A 15,842-nucleotide genomic window follows, 5' to 3' on the forward strand; every position below is an offset into this window, starting at 1 on the left:
TTGATTTTACTTGCGGTCATTTTCCGACTCTGGTTTTCAGTGCTTTAGAAGCGCTGGAAGCTCCTCAAGGGTGTGTATTTCATAATCAGCGTGAATATCAAGAAGATTCTTCTCCCTGTCAGGGTTATACCAGCAGGTATCAATGCCGGCGTTTATACCGCCCTGGATGTCAGATGTTAAAGAGTCACCGACCACCAGCGCCTCGCCGGGATCATAGTCTGGAATACGGGCCGCGATATAGTCGAAAAAGTCCTTCTGGGGTTTTTGAGCGCCAGCGTCCTCAGAGACAAAGATGTCCGCCATGAGCCTGTCAAGCCCTGTAGCCGAAAGACGGCTGTACTGGGTGCTCGAGACGCCGTTGGTGACAATATAAAGCCTGAAATCCTTTTTTAAAGCCCTGCAGAGGTCATAGGCGCCGTCGATGAGAAAAGCGCCCCGTCCCAGGGCTGGCTGATAATCCGCCTCAAAAGCCATTCCGTCAATATCCAGTCCAAGCTCCAGAAACAAAAGCTGGAAACGGCTGGTGACCAGTGTGTCTTTGTCGATCAGGCCGTGCTCAAAATCCTTCCAGAGGCCGTGGTTAATGTCTGCGTAAAGATCCAGAATCTCCCTTGTCGGGTGAATGCCGTATTTTCTGAAGGTCTGGTCCAGGGCCTGGGCCTCGGTCTTTTTAAAATCCATCAGAGTGCCGTCAGCGTCAAAGAGAAGCGTCGTGTATTTTTTCATGTTCAGCGTGAATGTCCTTTCATAATCTGCCGCAGACGAAAATAATAAAAGAGGATCGCCCCGGCAAATAAAACTGCAAAGCCAATGATAATATAGAGTGTCACTCTGTGCTGTACCAGAACGCTGTCCGAATAAATCATGGACAGAAAGATCGTGTTAAACAGATTGACAAAAAGCAGATCCGAAATGAGGATAATGGTGCGTGTCAGCAGGCGTATATGCTCCAGGGCGGATTGATTATAAATGTTCAGATCATCCTGTATATGCTTTGTGGCATTTATATTGGTCACCGCTGCCGGAAAAAAGCTGATAATGGTGATGATCACAAACAGGATGCTCTCAATCATGATCATGGGAACCAGCGTAAAGGCTTTTTTGCTGTAGCGGATCACCTCGCCCCCGGCATTGAATTTTGAGACCAGCCGTTCCGGGATCTGGTCCCAGCACAGAACCAGATAAATGATGAAACCGAAAAAGCTGATCAGCGTAAGTGCCAGCAGAATTTTCTGGCTGGCAGTCCAGCGAACCTTATCGTCCATAACTTCACCACTCCAGCGTCAGACCGACGCCAACTTCCCGCTTAAGAGGAACTTCCTGATGGATGGCCGCTCTCACCCGGAAGGAGGTGCAGTGGCAGGGGAGCAGGCTTTTGATATGGTTGTCTTTAAAATACTGGATCGTCTGGTCAACCTGTTCTCCCAGCTTAAATAAATGAAAGCCGCCGATGATACCGAGCACCCGGCTGTCGCCTGTAACCCTTTTGGCGTGCTCCACAATATTACAGATCCCGGAGTGGGAGCAGCCCGTCACAATGTATATCCCCTCAGGCGTGGTATAGACCAACGCGGAATCATCGAACAGAAAATCGGATTCGCCTTCACTGTTTTCTGCCGTGGTCGTCCCAATGGCCTTTCGCGGCTCAAAGTCTGTAAGCTGCGGAATTTCGCCTAAAAAAGTAAAATTTGGGCTGACCTTGTAAGGTGCCTTCGTCAAAATCAGCTGGCTGTTTTCAAGCAGTGTCATTTCCGACAGGGTCATCCCGATGTTTTCGCCGTCAAACTGTTTTTCAGACAGGGCCTCTGGGTGGGCGATGATTTTAAGCCCCGGGTTGTCAAAGTGTTCAAAATAGGCGGGAAGCCCTCCGGTATGGTCGTTATGGCCGTGGGAGAGGACGATGGTATCAATATCGGATAAATCAATACCGAGACGCCTGGCGTTTTCGATGTAAATATCTGAATAACCTGTATCCAGAAGAAAGCGTGAGTCCTCATCCTCAATATAGTAGCACAGGCCTGGCTCTCCCAGGTAATAGTGGTCAATGCTGGTATGATTATCAACAAGTACAGTCAATTTCATATAAAAGACTCCTTTCAGGATTCATTTAATCTTATTATAAAGAAAAGGCATTGACTTAGCAATGCCCTTAACTTAAAATACAGGAAATGAGGTTAAAAGATGTCATCCTCGGTATGGCGCGAAAAAAAATCGTTGCTGCTGTCAAAGATATCCACCTGTTTCGCAGAACTCACGCGGCTGGCGGCTGTACGAGGTCTGCGGTAATCATCTCTTCTGGTTTGTCTGGGAGAACGGGCGCCCGGCATCGATGTGCTGCGGGAAGCAGCAGATCGGCCATAGCCGCGTGTTTCTCTGGCAGAATACACCAGCAGCACCAGCGCAATAATCCCCATGACCATACTGACTGTAACGGCAAGGCCCAGAAAATAATTGGTGAACTCACCGATGGCAATACTGCCAAAGCCTTTCCCATAATTAAAGAGAAACGGCGAATTTACCGCCACAAAAGCTGGTGTGGCACTCGAAAAATCTAAAGCGGCGGCTTTAAAAAAGGCTGGCAGGTTTAAAACAACGGCCAGCAGCACAAACAGACAGGCAATGTACAGAATCTGTCCGGGAACGGCTGAGCCGCTTGTCTTTTTCAGCGCTAAAAAAGACAGGATCAGGGTGATAACCGCAAAGGCTGCGTACAGGGCAAAACTCACAAGCGCAAAGGCCTGGAATTCTGTAAAATCAATGGACAGCGAAGTGTCAACGACCAGGGTGGAAAGGCGGATCGCAAGCGCCGCAATCCCGGTGACCAAAAGAAATACCCTGAACGTCCGATTTAGTTTATTCATGGCACAGCCTGTCTAAATCCTTTATAAACGAATCCACCATGTCGTCGGTCATGGCCCAGGAGGTCACAAACCGTACGGCTGTATGCCCCTCGTCAATGGTTTCCTGATCTCTGAAGGATGTTTTTCGCCTCAGCTCAGCGATCAGCTCATTGGGAAGAATCGGGAAAATCTGGTTGCTGGGAGAATCTACCAGAAAGGAAAAGCCCTTTTCCTCAAAGGCAGTCTTCAGCCGGGCTGCCAGCCCGTTGGCGTGAGCGCCAAGCTCCAGATAAAGATTATCTTTAAAAAGCTCCTCGAACTGGATACCGAGAATACGTCCCTTGGCAAAGAGGCCGCCGCGCTGCTTCAGAGTAAAATTAAAGTCCTCTGCCAATGCCGGGTTAACCAGCACTAACGCCTCGCCAAACAGAGCCCCGCATTTTGTGCCTCCGATATAAAACGCGTCGCAGAGCTTTGGGAAATCTGTGAGCGCCAGATCATTGCCTGGTGCAGTGAGGGCAGACGCAAGGCGAGCGCCGTCCATATAAAGGTACAGGCTGTTCCTGTCGCAGGCCTGCCGTATGGCCGATAATTCGGCCTTTGTATAAATTGTACCGATCTCGGTTGAATCCGAGAGATAGACCATTTTAGGCGCAACCATATGGTGGTCGGTATGGGCATCTACCGCGGCCTGGATGAGCTGCGGGGTCAGTTTTCCGTCCTTTGATGGCACAGCGATAATTTTATGGCCAGATGCCTCGATGGCGCCGGTCTCATGTGTACAGATATGGCCGGTTTCAGCCGCAATCACAGCCTGCCACGGCTTTAACGCGTGGGCGATAAATGTCATGTTGGTCTGGGTACCGCCAGATAAAAAATAAATATCGCAATCCGGACAGCCGATCGCCCTTTTGATTAAGGCTCGCGCGTTGTCACAATGGGGATCTTCCTCATAACCCTCGGTCTGTTCAAAATTGGTGCGGGCCAGGGCATCCATAATTCTCGGATGCCCTCCTTCACAATAGTCACTGCTGAATAGAATCATACGCGCTCCTTTCGGTTGGCCTTGCCAGTAAATTCATGGACTGTCAGTTTTAAAACGGTGGTGTGGTTCAGCACCTTCTCATCAAAATCCCAGTCGTCTCGACCGCTGTAGTGGCGCATCAAATGACTGAGAGCAGCCTTTTTGGCCTCAGGCTCAGCCAGCCTTTCCAAAAGCCCCCATCCCACAATACTCATAAACTGAGTGGAATAATGGCAGGCTTTCGGCCCGGTCACCAGCTTTTGTCCACAGTCCAGTTCAAATCCGGCGCGGTTATCAGCTGTCATGAGCTCAAGCTTGCGTCCCTCATCCGCGCAGTGAAAATAGAGGATTAAGCGATTGTCCTCCAGGGTATAACCATAACTGAGCGGAACGATATAGGGCGCACTGCCAGTATTCAATGCCAGACGGCAGGTATCCGCTGTCTCAAGAGTCTGGCGCATGAGCTGTTCGTCTTTAATCTCTCGGTTTGCTTTACGCATTTTGTATTCACCTTTCCTTTACAGATTCAGCAATGCAATGCTGTTGCCATTGCTTTCGATACATTTAACGAGATCCTCATAGCTGAGGACAACCGTAGCCGTATTGTCACAGGGATGCACGCCAAGGTTCGGGCAGCCCACCAGATCCTTATCGAGAAGAACCTCCACATTGGCTTCAGGGTTTCCGAACACGCCCAGTGGGGTGACAGCGCCCTTGGTCAGCTGAAGGTGCTTCATCAGCCGCTCTTCCGAAGCAAAGCTAAGCTTTGAACAGCCCAGTTGTTCGCGGATTCCTGCCAGATCAGCCTTTTTGTCTTTGTCGAGCACCACAAGAAAATGGCGCTTTCCCTTGGCGTCACGCAGGAACAGGTTTTTAACCACATTACATTTAAAGGTAACCCCCAGATTATCCATCTCCTCGATGGTATAAACTGCGGGATGGTCTATTTTTTCATAGATGATGCCCAGGGCATCCAGCCTGCTTAAGGTTTCTTTACAATTCATTTGCTGGTCTCCTTATGTCATGGTATGATATTCTTACTATACCATACTAAAGAACCGCCGTAAAGAATACAAAATTGCATTAGCGAAAGGAGTCGGGTAAAAATGATGGATATTGACCAGTTTGAGGCAGCGCTGGACACCATTGCCAATACGTTGCCGCCAGCCTTTTACGAAGAGCTGAACGGCGGCATTTTGCTTCTTCCAGAAGCCAAACGCCACCCCAAAGCCAGAGGGGACGACCTCTACATCATGGGGGAGTATCATCGCGACCAGGTCATGGGGCGCTATATCGTCATTTACTACGGCTCTTTTGAGCGGGTGTATGGCTATCTGAGTGATGAGGCGTTAAAAGACCAGATGGAAAAAACACTCCGGCACGAATTTCGGCACCACATGGAATCCAGGGCTGGCATGCGTGATCTTGAAATTGTGGACCGCATGCAGATGGAGGACTATGAAAACCGGAAAAAATGAGCACGGCGCAAAAGTGTGCCGTGCTCATTTTTCAGTTGCAAGGTCTATGAAAAGGTGCTATGATGAAAAAAGAAAATCTTTTGAAAGTGAGGAATCCGAAGTGAAAAGGTTAACAGCAACAGCACTCATTTTGGCAGCTTGTCTTTGTTTTTCAGGCTGTGTCAATATTTACACCGATGGTGGCAAAGGAAAGGAGAAAGGGGAGACGCCAGCACCTGCCGCTACAGCCGAACCCACTGCCGACACCTCGAAAATTGACACCGGCTCGGCCAAGGCGTATGAGGATTATGGAATCCTGCGGGCTGCCTCAGGCGGAGAAAACATCCCGAGAACACAGGACTATCAGATCAGCGCTTCCTCGACCAAGCCACCCATGGCTGGGATTTCCTATGGCGCCGAAAATCTGAAGGATAACAGCCTGGATACCGCCTGGGTAGAGGGCGCGTCCGGCTCCGGTGTGGGTGAGCGGCTTCTTATCACACCTGCCCACAGCATGGAGATGAAGGGCTTTCTCATCCGAAACGGCTACTGTAAAAATGACAAAGCCTTTGCCGAAAACGGGCGGGTACGCCTTTTGAAGGTGCACCTGTATGACGGTTCGCCCCTCTGTACCCTCCAGCTGGAAAATGACCGCGGCGCACAGTACTTTGCACTGCCCGAGGTGGTGACCGTCCACGGCGGCGATACCCTGGGCTTTACCATTGAGGATACCTACTCGGGTCCTGAGGACGGCGAATATGATACAGCCTTGTCTGAAATCGCACTCCTCGGCTTTTAATGACATGACAATCGCGACAGCTTCACTAAACTTGATGCTCTTTCTTATCTGGATAAAAGGAGGTTACCTGTCATGTATGAATTAATTCAGGTTTCAGAAAACAGTTATTACATTCAAAGTCCTGCAAAAATAGGGCTGGTAAGGCTGAATGACACAGAAGTCTGTCTGATTGACAGTGGAAACGAAAAAGACGCCGGACGCAAGGTCCGCCAGATATTAGAAGCAAATGCATGGCATTTGACCGCTATTTATAATACGCATTCGAACGCCGACCATATAGGCGGCAATAAATATTTACAGGGACAGACAGGCTGTAAAATCTATGCGCCGGGAATTGAATGTGACTTTACACGACACCCCATTTTAGAACCTTCTTTTTTGTACGGCGGGTATCCATGTAAAGACTTGAGGCATAAATTTCTGATGGCACAGGCAAGCAATTCGGAGTATCTTACCAAAGAGGTACTGCCCAATAAATTCGAAATCATTCCGCTGCCAGGTCATTTTTTTGATATGGTCGGTTTCCGCACGCCGGATAATGTCGTCTATCTGGCGGACTGTCTCTCCAGCCGTGAAACGCTGGACAAATATCAAATCGGATTTATTTATGATGTCGGCGCCTATCTTACTACCTTGGAGAAGGTCAAAAAACTAAAGGCCAGAATTTTTGTGCCAGCCCACGCAGAAGCCACTGAGGACATTGCGCCGCTGGCCCAGTACAATATCGACAAGGTGAAAGAAATTGCCGAAAATATTGCGGCGCGATGCGTCGAGCCTTTATGCTTTGAAACGCTTTTGCAAAAGCTGTTTACCGATTATAACCTGACGATGAATTTTGAACAGTATGTTCTTATTGGCAGTACCGTTCGTTCTTATCTCTCATGGTTGAGAGACTCCAATGAGATTAGCGCTTTTTTTGAAAACAACCAATTGCTGTGGAGAAGGACGGCTCAATAAACAGACAATCCCATTAAATTTGTCTGCACTCTGAGCACGGCACATTTTTGCGCCGTGCTCATTTTACATTTTACATTTCATCCCTGTATAAATCCTCAGCCTCTGGAAACTTTTCTTTCAACAGCTGGTCGGCTTCTTTCAGCTGGACAAGATAAGCTTCATACTCAGGGCTGAGCCGCTCCATATTATGGATAAAAACCTCAGTATAGCCGCTTTCATTCTGAAACTCACGTAGTCTGCGTTCAAGCCTGGCAGCCGGTGTTTTTTGAAAGGAATCGGATTTTTTGTATTTCAGATAAGCAGTGATGGCCTCACCATTTTCCGCTATATAAGTGTCGATGTCCTGACAGACAGTATCCAGAGCCTGGCTGGTTTCTTCTGCCATCGATTCAGGGTCCATGTCACTTGTTATCTCCTCCAAAAGGTCGGATAGCTCAGAGTCCAGATAGAACTCGATGCTGTCCAGATACTCCAGTATTGCTCTGTAGGCTGTTTTCTTTTCATCAGTGTCAATTTTTCCGTTCAGAAACTTTCCGAAATGCAGTGCGATAAACAGACCATAGTTTCCGGGAAAAGCAAGCAGCAGCCTCTCTTTGACAGTATACCATTCATTTTCGCAGATATGCAGATTTTGGAAGAATTTCTCAATATCATAATCCGCCACAAGGTTGACAAGGGATTCCCGATGGAATTCAAGTCGCTTCTGTTTTAAATCAGACAGATATTGATATTTTTTTAGGACGGCCTTTTTATCGGCACTTTCCAAAATTCCTTTGATCTCCCGTATATTCATTCCGAGACTCCTGAACACCGAGATTTCCTTGAGCGTCTGAATATCCGCCTGGCTATAATCCCGATACCCATTTTCAAGCTTTCGAGGGCAGATCAGGCCTTTTTCCTCATAATATTGAATGGATTTTTTCGTCAAACGGCAGCATCGGCAGGCCTCTTTAATATGCATGTCTATTCCTCCTGTTAGTGGATTAGTCTTTTCTCTATTGTAAGGCACCCCCCTGGGGGATAGTCAAGGAAAATATTATAATAGTACTTTAACATCAAAAACCCCAGGCACACAGTTTAAATACTGTGTGCCTGGGGTTTATTTTATGCCTTCTGAAATAAGCTTCGGTTAACGGCGATGGCGCGGCGGACTGTGCTCTCCGCCGGGCCTCCGACAATATCGCGCTGGTTAACACAGGTCTGCAGGTCGATGGCTTCGTAAATGCTCTCGTCAAAAACCGGGTCGACAGCATTGTATTCTTCCAGTGTCAGCTCATCCAGACTTTTACCCTTTTCCAGTGCGTAGAAAACCAGCTTTCCGATAATGGCGTGGGCATCGCGGAAGGCTACGCCGTGCTTGACAAGCCAGTCGGCAGCGTCAGTCGCGTTGGAGAAGCCACCTGCGGCCGACTTGCACATCACCTCACCGTTGACCGTCATGGTGCCGATCATCTTCTCAAAGGTAATGGCGCATATTTTAGCCGTGTCATAGGCGTCAAAGACAGGTTCCTTATCCTCCTGCATGTCCTTATTGTATGCCAGGGGAATCCCTTTCATCGTCGTTAAAAATCCCAACAGATCGCCGTAGGTCCGGCCGGCTTTCCCACGGACAAGCTCTGCAATATCCGGGTTTTTCTTCTGGGGCATGATGCTGGAGCCGGTGGAGAAAGCATCATCGAGTGTGATGAAGTTAAATTCTGAGGAGCACCACAGAATAATTTCTTCAGAAAAACGGCTCAGATGCATCATGAAAACAGACACAGCCTCCAGGAAGTCAATGCAGAAATCCCGGTCAGACACACCGTCAAGGCTGTTCATGGACACATTTTTAAAACCCAGTTCGCTGGCAACATAGTAGCGGTCCAGCGGGTAGGTGGTGGTGGCCAGAGCGCCTGAGCCGAGTGGAAGCGTATCTGCCATGTCGTATACCTGGTCAAGACGTTTCATATCCCGTCTGAACATTTCAACATAAGCCATCAGGTGGTGGGCGAAGGTGATGGGCTGAGCCCGCTGCAGATGCGTATAGCCCGGCATAATGGTTTTGGTATGCTTGCTGGCCATATCCAGCAGTGTAAGGCCAAGAGCCCTTATCAAGTCCTTGAGCTCCATGGAAATATCCTTAACGTAAAGACGCATATCGGTGGCAACCTGATCGTTACGGCTGCGGCCAGTATGCAGTTTCTTTCCAGTTTCACCAATGCGCCCGGTGAGTATGGATTCAATATTCATATGGATATCTTCCATATCAATGGAAAACTCAATTTTTCCGGCTTCGATATCCTCTAAAATTTCACCCAGAGTTTTGACAATTAATTCGGACTCGGAAACAGAGATAATTCCCTGTTTCCCAAGCATTTTTGCGTGGGCAATGCTGCCCTTGATATCTTGTTTATATAAACGCTGGTCGAAAGAAATAGAGGAATTGAAATCGTCTGTTAACGCGTCCGTTCCTTTATTAAATCGACCGCCCCACATTTTACTCATTATTTATTTTCCTTTTCTGCTTCTTTTTCCTTTTCTTCATGGCTCATGCGCATAAGAGCACGCACCTTAAGCGGCAGACCAAACAGGTGGATAAAGCCCTCGGCGTCCTTGTGGTCGTATAAATCCCCGGTGGTAAAGCTTGCGATCTCTGCGTTGTACAGGGAGTAGGGGGAGGATACGGAGGTCAAAATACAGTTGCCCTTGTACAGCTTCAATTTTACAACACCAGTGACCGTTTTCTGTGTTTCATCCACAAAAGCGGATAATGCTTCACGCAGCGGGTTAAACCACTGGCCATTGTAGGTGATTTCCGCGAATTTTACGGCAGCCTGCTGCTTAAAGGCAAAGGTTTCACGGTCCAGACACATGTGCTCCAGCTCTTCATGGGCACGGTACAGGATGGTGCCGCCTGGGGTTTCATAGATACCGCGGGATTTCATACCAACCACACGGTTTTCGATAAGGTCGACCACGCCGATGGCGTTACGCCCGCCGATCTCATTGCAGGTTTCAAGAATTTTGCGCGGGCTCATAGCTTCACCGTTGATCTTGATAGGTTCGCCGTTTAAAAATTCGATTTCGATTTCTTCCGGAGTATCTGGCGCTTCTTCCAGTGTTTTGGTTAATTTTAACAGATGGTCATATTTGGGTTCCAGTGAAGGATCTTCAAGTTCCAGGCCTTCGTGGCTGATGTGAAGCAGGTTGCGGTCTCGGCTGTAGCTCTGGTCATGGCTCATGCTGACTTTGATGTCATGTTCAATGCAGAAGTCCATGCAGTCCTCGCGGGACTGTAAATCCCAGATACGCCACGGTGCGATAATTTTAAGCTGTGGGTCTAAAGCACCGATCCCCAGTTCAAAACGAACCTGGTCGTTTCCTTTACCGGTAGCGCCGTGGCAGATGGCTTCTGCACCTTCCTTATGAGCGATATCCACTAATACCTTGGCGATCAGCGGACGGGCGAGGGAAGTCCCCAGCAGGTACTTCTTCTCATAGACGGCGTCAGCTTTGAGTGCCGGCCAGCAGTACTCTTCAACAAATTCATCGGTAACATCTTCTATATATAATTTGCTGGCGCCGGAGGATAAAGCCCGTTCTTCCAGACCTTCGGTTTCCTTACCCTGTCCAACATCGACGCATACGCAGATAACTTCATAATCATAGGTTTCCTTTAACCACGGAATGATGGTTGTGGTATCCAACCCGCCTGAATAGGCTAAAATAACTTTTTTTGCACTCATAACACTGTGCCTCCTCTTAATTGTTTTCATTTGATTTATTCTCGTGTTGCACTTACAATCTGTGAATGATTATACAATACCAAAACCGAAATTGCAAGGAATATTTGAAAAAATATGCGTAAATTATTTATAAATATTCATAAAAAGTGCTTGAATATTCAAATGATTAGGGGTATAATTACAAAATAGTTTTCACAAAAGCTATTTTGTAAATGAATCATTAACAATTAATAATTAAGTCTTCCGGCTTAAAATGAAACGGTCAGCATTAATTGTTCATTATTAATGATTTATCGAAAATTTATTGTACCATTTGTATGATAAAAAATAAACCTAAAATTGGAGAGATTTTATGATTAAAGCATCAGTTATCGGCGGAACCGGCTATGCCGGACAGGAATTACTCAGAATACTTTACAGACACCCGGAGGTGGAAGTCGTATCCGTTGGCTCAAGGAGCTTTGCGGGGCAGCCTTTAAAAGATATCTATAGGAACTATGAAAATGTAACAGATGCCCTGTGTGAAACAGCGGATATGGACGAATTGGTCGAAAAATCTGACGTGATTTTTATGGCGCTGCCTCACGGTATTGCCTCAAAGCAAGTGACCGAAGATGTCCTCAAAAAAACAAAGATCATTGATCTCGGCGCAGACTTCCGTCTCAAGGACGTGGATATTTATGAAGAATGGTACAAAGTCAACCATTATAATAAAGCGCTGCTGAAGGAAGCCGTCTATGGCCTGTGTGAGCTGCACCGCGAGGACATCCGGGGCGCGCGTCTGTTATCCAATCCGGGCTGCTACACCACCTGCAGCATTCTGAGCCTGGCGCCGCTGCTTAAAAACCATCTGGTTGATCCGCAGAGTATTATCATCGATGCAAAGTCTGGCGTCACCGGAGCAGGGAGAAGCAGTGACACCGCATTCTCCTATTGTGAAGTCAATGAATCCATCAAGGCCTATAAAGTCGGATCACACCGCCATACGCCGGAAATTGAGCAGGAGCTGGGATTGCTTTCAGGCACCGACCTGAAGCTGCTTTTCACACCGCACCTCACACCCATGAACCGCGGGATTCTGGCACTCTGCTACGCGAACCTGACCACAGATATGGATGAGGAAAGTCTGAGACAGGTTTACCGTGACTTCTACAAGGATGAATACTTTGTACGGCTGACAGAAGATAGGCTCCCGGAAACCAAATGGGTAAAAGGCTCAAATTACTGTGATATCGGCCTGAAGGTTGACAGGCGCACAGGCCGCGTGATCGTCGTTGGCGCCATAGATAATCTGGTAAAAGGCGCCGCAGGACAGGCTGTTCAAAATATGAACCTTATGTTTGGTTTTGATGAAAAAACAGGAATCGACTTTATTACAGATTTCCCGGTTTAATTGTGAAAGGAACACGATATGAAAATAATTGATGGCGGCGTTTTAGCCGCAAAAGGCTTTAAAGCCGCCGGTATTGCCGCCGGTATAAAGGATAACGGAAATAAGGATATGGCGCTTCTGGTTGCGAATAAGCCCGCTGCAACAGCCATTATGACCACCTCCAACATGGTTCAGGCAGCGCCTGTGCAATGGGATAAGGCAGTGATGACCGAGTCACCTTATAAGCGCGCGGTCGTGGTCAACAGCGGAAACGCAAATGCCTGCACCGGAGAAACCGGTATGCGCCATGTGGAGCAGACCGCCGGTGCTGCGGCTGAGCTTCTCGGCGTAAGCACACAGGACGTGCTGGTATCCTCCACTGGCGTCATCGGCGTGGTGATGCCCATTGACAAAATTTTAAAAGGTGTGCAGACCCTGGTAAATGAGCTCGGGGATGATGCGCAGCATGGGGATGACGCGGCGCATGGCATTATCACCACAGACCTTACTACCAAAACCATTGCGGTGGAGATCGAACTGGACGGAAAAACGGTTCATATTGGCGGGATGGCCAAAGGATCAGGGATGATCTGCCCAAACATGGCCACCATGCTTTCCTACGTTACAACCGACGCCGCCATTGAACCAGAATGTCTGCAGAAGCTGCTCGCTAAAATCACCCAGGATACTTACAATATGATGTCCGTAGATGGCGACATGAGCACAAACGACACAGTTGTAGTGATGGCAAGCGGTGAGGCAGGAAACAAAGAGATCACTCTTAATGACGTAACCTCACAGGATTTCGCCGTATTCAGTGAGGCTCTTTATTATGTCAATGAGCACCTCGCAAAATCCATCATCCGTGACGGGGAAGGGGCAACCAAATTTGTTGAGGTAAGTGTCTCTGGAGCAGCGACAGATAAAGACGCCCGTACCCTGGCGAAAGCCGTTATTAAATCCAGTCTGGTAAAGACCGCTCTCTTTGGAGAGGACGCTAACTGGGGCCGTGTTCTTTCGTCACTCGGAGCATCCGGGGTCGTTTTCGACCCACTTAAGGTCACCCTGGTATTCTTCAGCAGCGCCGGGATGATCACACTCCTGAACGAAGGGGTACCCATCGCTTTTGATGAGGATATGGCTAAAAAAGTGCTGTCTGAAAAAGAAATCTCCATCATGGTAACCCTCAAAGAGGGCGAAGATAAAGCGACTGCCTGGGGCTGCGATTTATCCTACGATTATGTTAAAATCAACGGCGATTACCGCTCTTAATTCACATACAAAACAATCAATCAGAAAAGGAAGTAAAAATGTCAGATAATACACAGAACATGGCGCAGTACATCGAAAAGGCCAATATCCTGGTCGAGGCGCTGCCCTATATCAAACAATTCAGAAAGAAGACAGTTGTCATCAAATACGGCGGCAGCTTTATGTATGACAATGATATTAAAAAATCCGTCATGGACGACATCGCCCTCATGAAGCTGGTAGGCCTGCGCCCGATTGTGGTCCACGGCGGCGGTAAAGATATCTCCGCATTCTTAAACAATCTGGATATTCAGACTGAGTTTATCGACGGTCTGCGCGTCACCAATGATGACGTCATCGAAGTGGCAGAGATGGTGCTCTCCGGTAAAATCAACAAGGAAATTGTCCAGCTTTTGGAAGACCGTGATATCACCGCGGTCGGCATCTCCGGTAAGGACGGCGGCATGCTTAAGGTGAGAAAAAAATTTGTCAATGGCCTGGATATCGGTTTTGTCGGCGATATTGTCAAGGTAAAGAGTGACCTTCTTCAGACACTGCTCAAAAGCGACTATATTCCAGTCATTGCCCCGATTGGCAGCGACAAATACGGGCAGAGCTACAACATAAACGCAGACCATGTGGCTTATGCCATCGCCAAAGAGCTGAAGGCTGAAAAGCTGGTTTACCTCACAGATACTGACGGAGTCTATATGGATGCCAATGATCCGGACTCTATTATCCGCAGGTTAGATGTCGATGAGGTTGAACGTCTTATTGAAGAAGGGATTATATCTGGCGGCATGATCCCGAAGGTGGAAAATTCTGTGGACGCGATTCGCTCTGGGGTCAATTCTGTCCATATCCTGGACGGGAAGGTTGAGCACTCGCTGCTGCTCGAACTCTTTACCGCGGCAGGCTGCGGGACAATGATCCGCCAATCGCTGACACAGGTATAAGTATAAACATTTAGGAGATAAAGACATGAACAAAAGTGAAGAGCTGATTAATCGGGCAGAGAAAGTGATCATGCCCACCTACGCACGGTTTCCCATTGCTTTCGAGAGTGGCAATGGCTGTGTTTTAAAAGATGTGAACGGAAAAGAATATCTGGATTGTGTAGCCGGCATCGCGGTAGACTGTCTGGGTCATAACCACCCGGGCCTCAATGCCGCCATCGCGGACCAATGCCAGAAAATCATGCATGTTTCCAATCTTTACTGGACCGAGCCTCAGATTGACGCGGCGGAAATGCTGGTAAAGGCCAGCGGGCTGGACAAAGTTTTTTTCTGTAACAGCGGCGCCGAAGCCAATGAAGCGGCCTTAAAACTTGCGCGGATTTACGCCAAGCAGTTTAAAAGTGAAGACGCGGTTGAGATCATCGCCATGGATCATTCCTTCCACGGCCGTACCTACGGCGCAATCACCGCCACCGGCCAGGAAAAATACCACAAGGGCCTTTCGCCCATGCTACCGGGCATCTCACACGTACCTTTCAATGACTTTGACGCTTTAAAGGCGGCGGTGACCGATAAAACCTGTGCGGTGCTGCTTGAACCCATCCAGGGCGAGGGCGGCATTTATCCGGCAGATCATGAATATTTACAGGCAGTCCGCAAGCTCTGTGACGACGAAAATCTCGTCTTGATTTTTGATGAAGTGCAGTGTGGTATGGGCCGTTCCGGAAAATTCTTTGCTTACCAGCACTACAATCTGAAACCGGATGTCGTGTGCATGGCCAAGGGCATCGCAGGCGGTTTCCCCATGGGCGGCATCATCGCCTGTGATAAGGTGGCTCAGGTCTTTACACCAGGCACCCACGCCTCCACCTTTGGCGGTAATCCACTGGCCTCGGCTGCCTCCCGCTATGTATTGAGCGTGATCACCGGCGATGGTTTTCTGGACGAAGTAGCTGAAAAGGGAAACTATCTGACAGAAAAGCTGCGTGTACTTAAAGAGGAACATAAATGCATTACGGATGTGCGTGGTATGGGTTTAATGATCGGAGTCGCTGTTTCAGTCCCTACTGGCGAAATTATAAACAAAGCGATGGAAAAAGGTCTTCTTTTAGTAGGGGCAGGCAGTGACGCCATAAGATTTGTTCCCCCATTAACTATTAATAAAGAAGAAATTGATCGGGCCGTTGAAATTTTTGGAGAATGTCTATAAATTCTTGTTGAAAACCCCTTCAACCCATGATAATATATTATCATGGGTTTTCTTTTAAATTTTTTTTTGAAACGAACAGGTGTCAAAGATGTTATCTGTCTTTTATTTTAGAGACAAGCCTGTAAACGTCAACAAAAAAGATTGCTTTTAAGTCCAATTATTTCTTTTGCTGCTGAAAGAATCTGGGTATAAAGACAGAAGCGGTCATAAAGAATAAAGAAAATCTGAATTTGTGTGAATTTGAGAGTAAA

Annotated in this window: 17 protein-coding genes; 7 read left to right on the plus strand and 10 right to left on the minus strand. The window is 47.9% G+C overall.

Going from position 1 to position 15,842, the window contains the following annotated elements:
• Window positions 1-36: 36 nt before the first annotated feature.
• From B2M23_RS17575 to B2M23_RS17605, 7 genes are all read right to left on the minus strand, one after another.
• Window positions 37-726: a YjjG family noncanonical pyrimidine nucleotidase gene (locus B2M23_RS17575; RefSeq protein ID WP_038351667.1), complete on the minus strand. Its 690-nt coding sequence runs from the start codon at window positions 724-726 to the stop codon at window positions 37-39.
• Between the two features lie 2 nt (window positions 727-728).
• The gene (locus B2M23_RS17580) at window positions 729-1,265 is read right to left on the minus strand and encodes a DUF1648 domain-containing protein (protein WP_038351666.1); all 537 of its coding nucleotides are present in this window, start codon (window positions 1,263-1,265) and stop codon (window positions 729-731) included.
• 4 nt (window positions 1,266-1,269) lie between these two features.
• Window positions 1,270-2,082 carry an MBL fold metallo-hydrolase gene (locus B2M23_RS17585; RefSeq protein WP_038351665.1) on the minus strand — a complete coding sequence of 271 codons (813 nt, stop codon included), beginning with the start codon at window positions 2,080-2,082 and terminating at the stop codon, window positions 1,270-1,272.
• A 92-nt stretch (window positions 2,083-2,174) separates the two neighbouring features.
• The gene (locus tag B2M23_RS17590; protein WP_038351664.1) at window positions 2,175-2,861 is read right to left on the minus strand and encodes a hypothetical protein; all 687 of its coding nucleotides are present in this window, start codon (window positions 2,859-2,861) and stop codon (window positions 2,175-2,177) included.
• A complete protein-coding gene (locus B2M23_RS17595) occupies window positions 2,854-3,885 on the minus strand; it encodes a threonine aldolase family protein (protein ID WP_038351663.1) in 1,032 nt (343 codons plus the stop codon). The genes B2M23_RS17590 and B2M23_RS17595 overlap by 8 nt, the downstream gene beginning before the upstream one ends.
• A complete protein-coding gene (locus B2M23_RS17600) occupies window positions 3,882-4,364 on the minus strand; it encodes a pyridoxamine 5'-phosphate oxidase family protein (protein ID WP_038351662.1) in 483 nt (160 codons plus the stop codon). The genes B2M23_RS17595 and B2M23_RS17600 overlap by 4 nt, the downstream gene beginning before the upstream one ends.
• 18 nt (window positions 4,365-4,382) lie before the next feature.
• The gene (locus B2M23_RS17605; protein WP_038351661.1) at window positions 4,383-4,868 is read right to left on the minus strand and encodes a prolyl-tRNA synthetase associated domain-containing protein; all 486 of its coding nucleotides are present in this window, start codon (window positions 4,866-4,868) and stop codon (window positions 4,383-4,385) included.
• A 102-nt stretch (window positions 4,869-4,970) separates the two neighbouring features.
• Here B2M23_RS17605 and B2M23_RS17610 point away from each other — a divergent pair, with 102 nt between their 5' ends.
• The 3 genes from B2M23_RS17610 to B2M23_RS17620 all read left to right on the plus strand — a co-directional run bounded on the left by B2M23_RS17610 (window position 4,971) and on the right by B2M23_RS17620 (window position 7,077).
• Window positions 4,971-5,342: a metallopeptidase family protein gene (locus B2M23_RS17610; RefSeq protein ID WP_052237156.1), complete on the plus strand. Its 372-nt coding sequence runs from the start codon at window positions 4,971-4,973 to the stop codon at window positions 5,340-5,342.
• A gap of 100 nt (window positions 5,343-5,442) precedes the next feature.
• The gene (locus B2M23_RS17615) at window positions 5,443-6,120 is read left to right on the plus strand and encodes an NADase-type glycan-binding domain-containing protein (protein ID WP_146209112.1); all 678 of its coding nucleotides are present in this window, start codon (window positions 5,443-5,445) and stop codon (window positions 6,118-6,120) included.
• A gap of 72 nt (window positions 6,121-6,192) precedes the next feature.
• Complete coding sequence (locus B2M23_RS17620) at window positions 6,193-7,077, plus strand: MBL fold metallo-hydrolase (protein WP_038351659.1); 885 nt, start codon at window positions 6,193-6,195, stop codon at window positions 7,075-7,077.
• A gap of 70 nt (window positions 7,078-7,147) precedes the next feature.
• Here the strand turns inward: B2M23_RS17620 and B2M23_RS17625 are convergent, their stop codons facing one another.
• The 3 genes from B2M23_RS17625 to B2M23_RS17635 form a co-directional block, all read right to left on the minus strand.
• Window positions 7,148-8,038, minus strand: coding sequence for a MerR family transcriptional regulator (locus tag B2M23_RS17625; RefSeq protein WP_038351658.1), 891 nt, complete (start codon window positions 8,036-8,038; stop codon window positions 7,148-7,150).
• A gap of 143 nt (window positions 8,039-8,181) precedes the next feature.
• The gene (gene argH, locus B2M23_RS17630) at window positions 8,182-9,561 is read right to left on the minus strand and encodes an argininosuccinate lyase (protein ID WP_038351657.1); all 1,380 of its coding nucleotides are present in this window, start codon (window positions 9,559-9,561) and stop codon (window positions 8,182-8,184) included.
• The gene (locus tag B2M23_RS17635; protein ID WP_013380482.1) at window positions 9,561-10,802 is read right to left on the minus strand and encodes an argininosuccinate synthase; all 1,242 of its coding nucleotides are present in this window, start codon (window positions 10,800-10,802) and stop codon (window positions 9,561-9,563) included. The genes argH and B2M23_RS17635 overlap by 1 nt, the downstream gene beginning before the upstream one ends.
• 352 nt (window positions 10,803-11,154) lie before the next feature.
• Between B2M23_RS17635 and argC the strand changes: the two genes are divergently transcribed.
• From argC to B2M23_RS17655, 4 genes are read left to right on the plus strand one after another with little or no spacing between them, the layout of a single operon-like run.
• Entirely contained in the window at window positions 11,155-12,195 is a 1,041-nt protein-coding gene (argC, locus tag B2M23_RS17640) for an N-acetyl-gamma-glutamyl-phosphate reductase (RefSeq protein WP_038351656.1), read from the plus strand.
• 18 nt (window positions 12,196-12,213) lie between these two features.
• On the plus strand, window positions 12,214-13,446 hold the full coding sequence (gene argJ / locus B2M23_RS17645; protein WP_038351655.1) for a bifunctional glutamate N-acetyltransferase/amino-acid acetyltransferase ArgJ: 1,233 nt from the start codon (window positions 12,214-12,216) through the stop codon (window positions 13,444-13,446).
• A 38-nt stretch (window positions 13,447-13,484) separates the two neighbouring features.
• Window positions 13,485-14,381, plus strand: coding sequence for an acetylglutamate kinase (gene argB / locus B2M23_RS17650; protein WP_038351654.1), 897 nt, complete (start codon window positions 13,485-13,487; stop codon window positions 14,379-14,381).
• A gap of 25 nt (window positions 14,382-14,406) precedes the next feature.
• Window positions 14,407-15,591, plus strand: a complete 1,185-nt coding sequence (locus B2M23_RS17655) for an acetylornithine transaminase (RefSeq protein ID WP_038351653.1) — start codon at window positions 14,407-14,409, stop codon at window positions 15,589-15,591.
• Window positions 15,592-15,842 lie beyond the last annotated feature (251 nt).

Source organism: Eubacterium limosum (assembly GCF_000807675.2).
Lineage (GTDB): Bacteria > Bacillota > Clostridia > Eubacteriales > Eubacteriaceae > Eubacterium > Eubacterium limosum.

What these genes read in the sequence shown, in the direction of transcription:
- B2M23_RS17575 (WP_038351667.1), bottom strand. Translation starts at nt 726, where the DNA reads ATGAAAAAATACACGACGCTTCTCTTTGACGCTGACGGCACTCTGATG.
- B2M23_RS17580 (WP_038351666.1), bottom strand. Translation starts at nt 1,265, where the DNA reads ATGGACGATAAGGTTCGCTGGACTGCCAGCCAGAAAATTCTGCTGGCA.
- B2M23_RS17585 (WP_038351665.1), bottom strand. Translation starts at nt 2,082, where the DNA reads ATGAAATTGACTGTACTTGTTGATAATCATACCAGCATTGACCACTAT.
- B2M23_RS17590 (WP_038351664.1), bottom strand. Translation starts at nt 2,861, where the DNA reads ATGAATAAACTAAATCGGACGTTCAGGGTATTTCTTTTGGTCACCGGG.
- B2M23_RS17595 (WP_038351663.1), bottom strand. Translation starts at nt 3,885, where the DNA reads ATGATTCTATTCAGCAGTGACTATTGTGAAGGAGGGCATCCGAGAATT.
- B2M23_RS17600 (WP_038351662.1), bottom strand. Translation starts at nt 4,364, where the DNA reads ATGCGTAAAGCAAACCGAGAGATTAAAGACGAACAGCTCATGCGCCAG.
- B2M23_RS17605 (WP_038351661.1), bottom strand. Translation starts at nt 4,868, where the DNA reads ATGAATTGTAAAGAAACCTTAAGCAGGCTGGATGCCCTGGGCATCATC.
- B2M23_RS17610 (WP_052237156.1), top strand. Translation starts at nt 4,971, where the DNA reads ATGATGGATATTGACCAGTTTGAGGCAGCGCTGGACACCATTGCCAAT.
- B2M23_RS17620 (WP_038351659.1), top strand. Translation starts at nt 6,193, where the DNA reads ATGTATGAATTAATTCAGGTTTCAGAAAACAGTTATTACATTCAAAGT.
- B2M23_RS17625 (WP_038351658.1), bottom strand. Translation starts at nt 8,038, where the DNA reads ATGCATATTAAAGAGGCCTGCCGATGCTGCCGTTTGACGAAAAAATCC.
- argH (WP_038351657.1), bottom strand. Translation starts at nt 9,561, where the DNA reads ATGAGTAAAATGTGGGGCGGTCGATTTAATAAAGGAACGGACGCGTTA.
- B2M23_RS17635 (WP_013380482.1), bottom strand. Translation starts at nt 10,802, where the DNA reads ATGAGTGCAAAAAAAGTTATTTTAGCCTATTCAGGCGGGTTGGATACC.
- argC (WP_038351656.1), top strand. Translation starts at nt 11,155, where the DNA reads ATGATTAAAGCATCAGTTATCGGCGGAACCGGCTATGCCGGACAGGAA.
- argJ (WP_038351655.1), top strand. Translation starts at nt 12,214, where the DNA reads ATGAAAATAATTGATGGCGGCGTTTTAGCCGCAAAAGGCTTTAAAGCC.
- argB (WP_038351654.1), top strand. Translation starts at nt 13,485, where the DNA reads ATGTCAGATAATACACAGAACATGGCGCAGTACATCGAAAAGGCCAAT.
- B2M23_RS17655 (WP_038351653.1), top strand. Translation starts at nt 14,407, where the DNA reads ATGAACAAAAGTGAAGAGCTGATTAATCGGGCAGAGAAAGTGATCATG.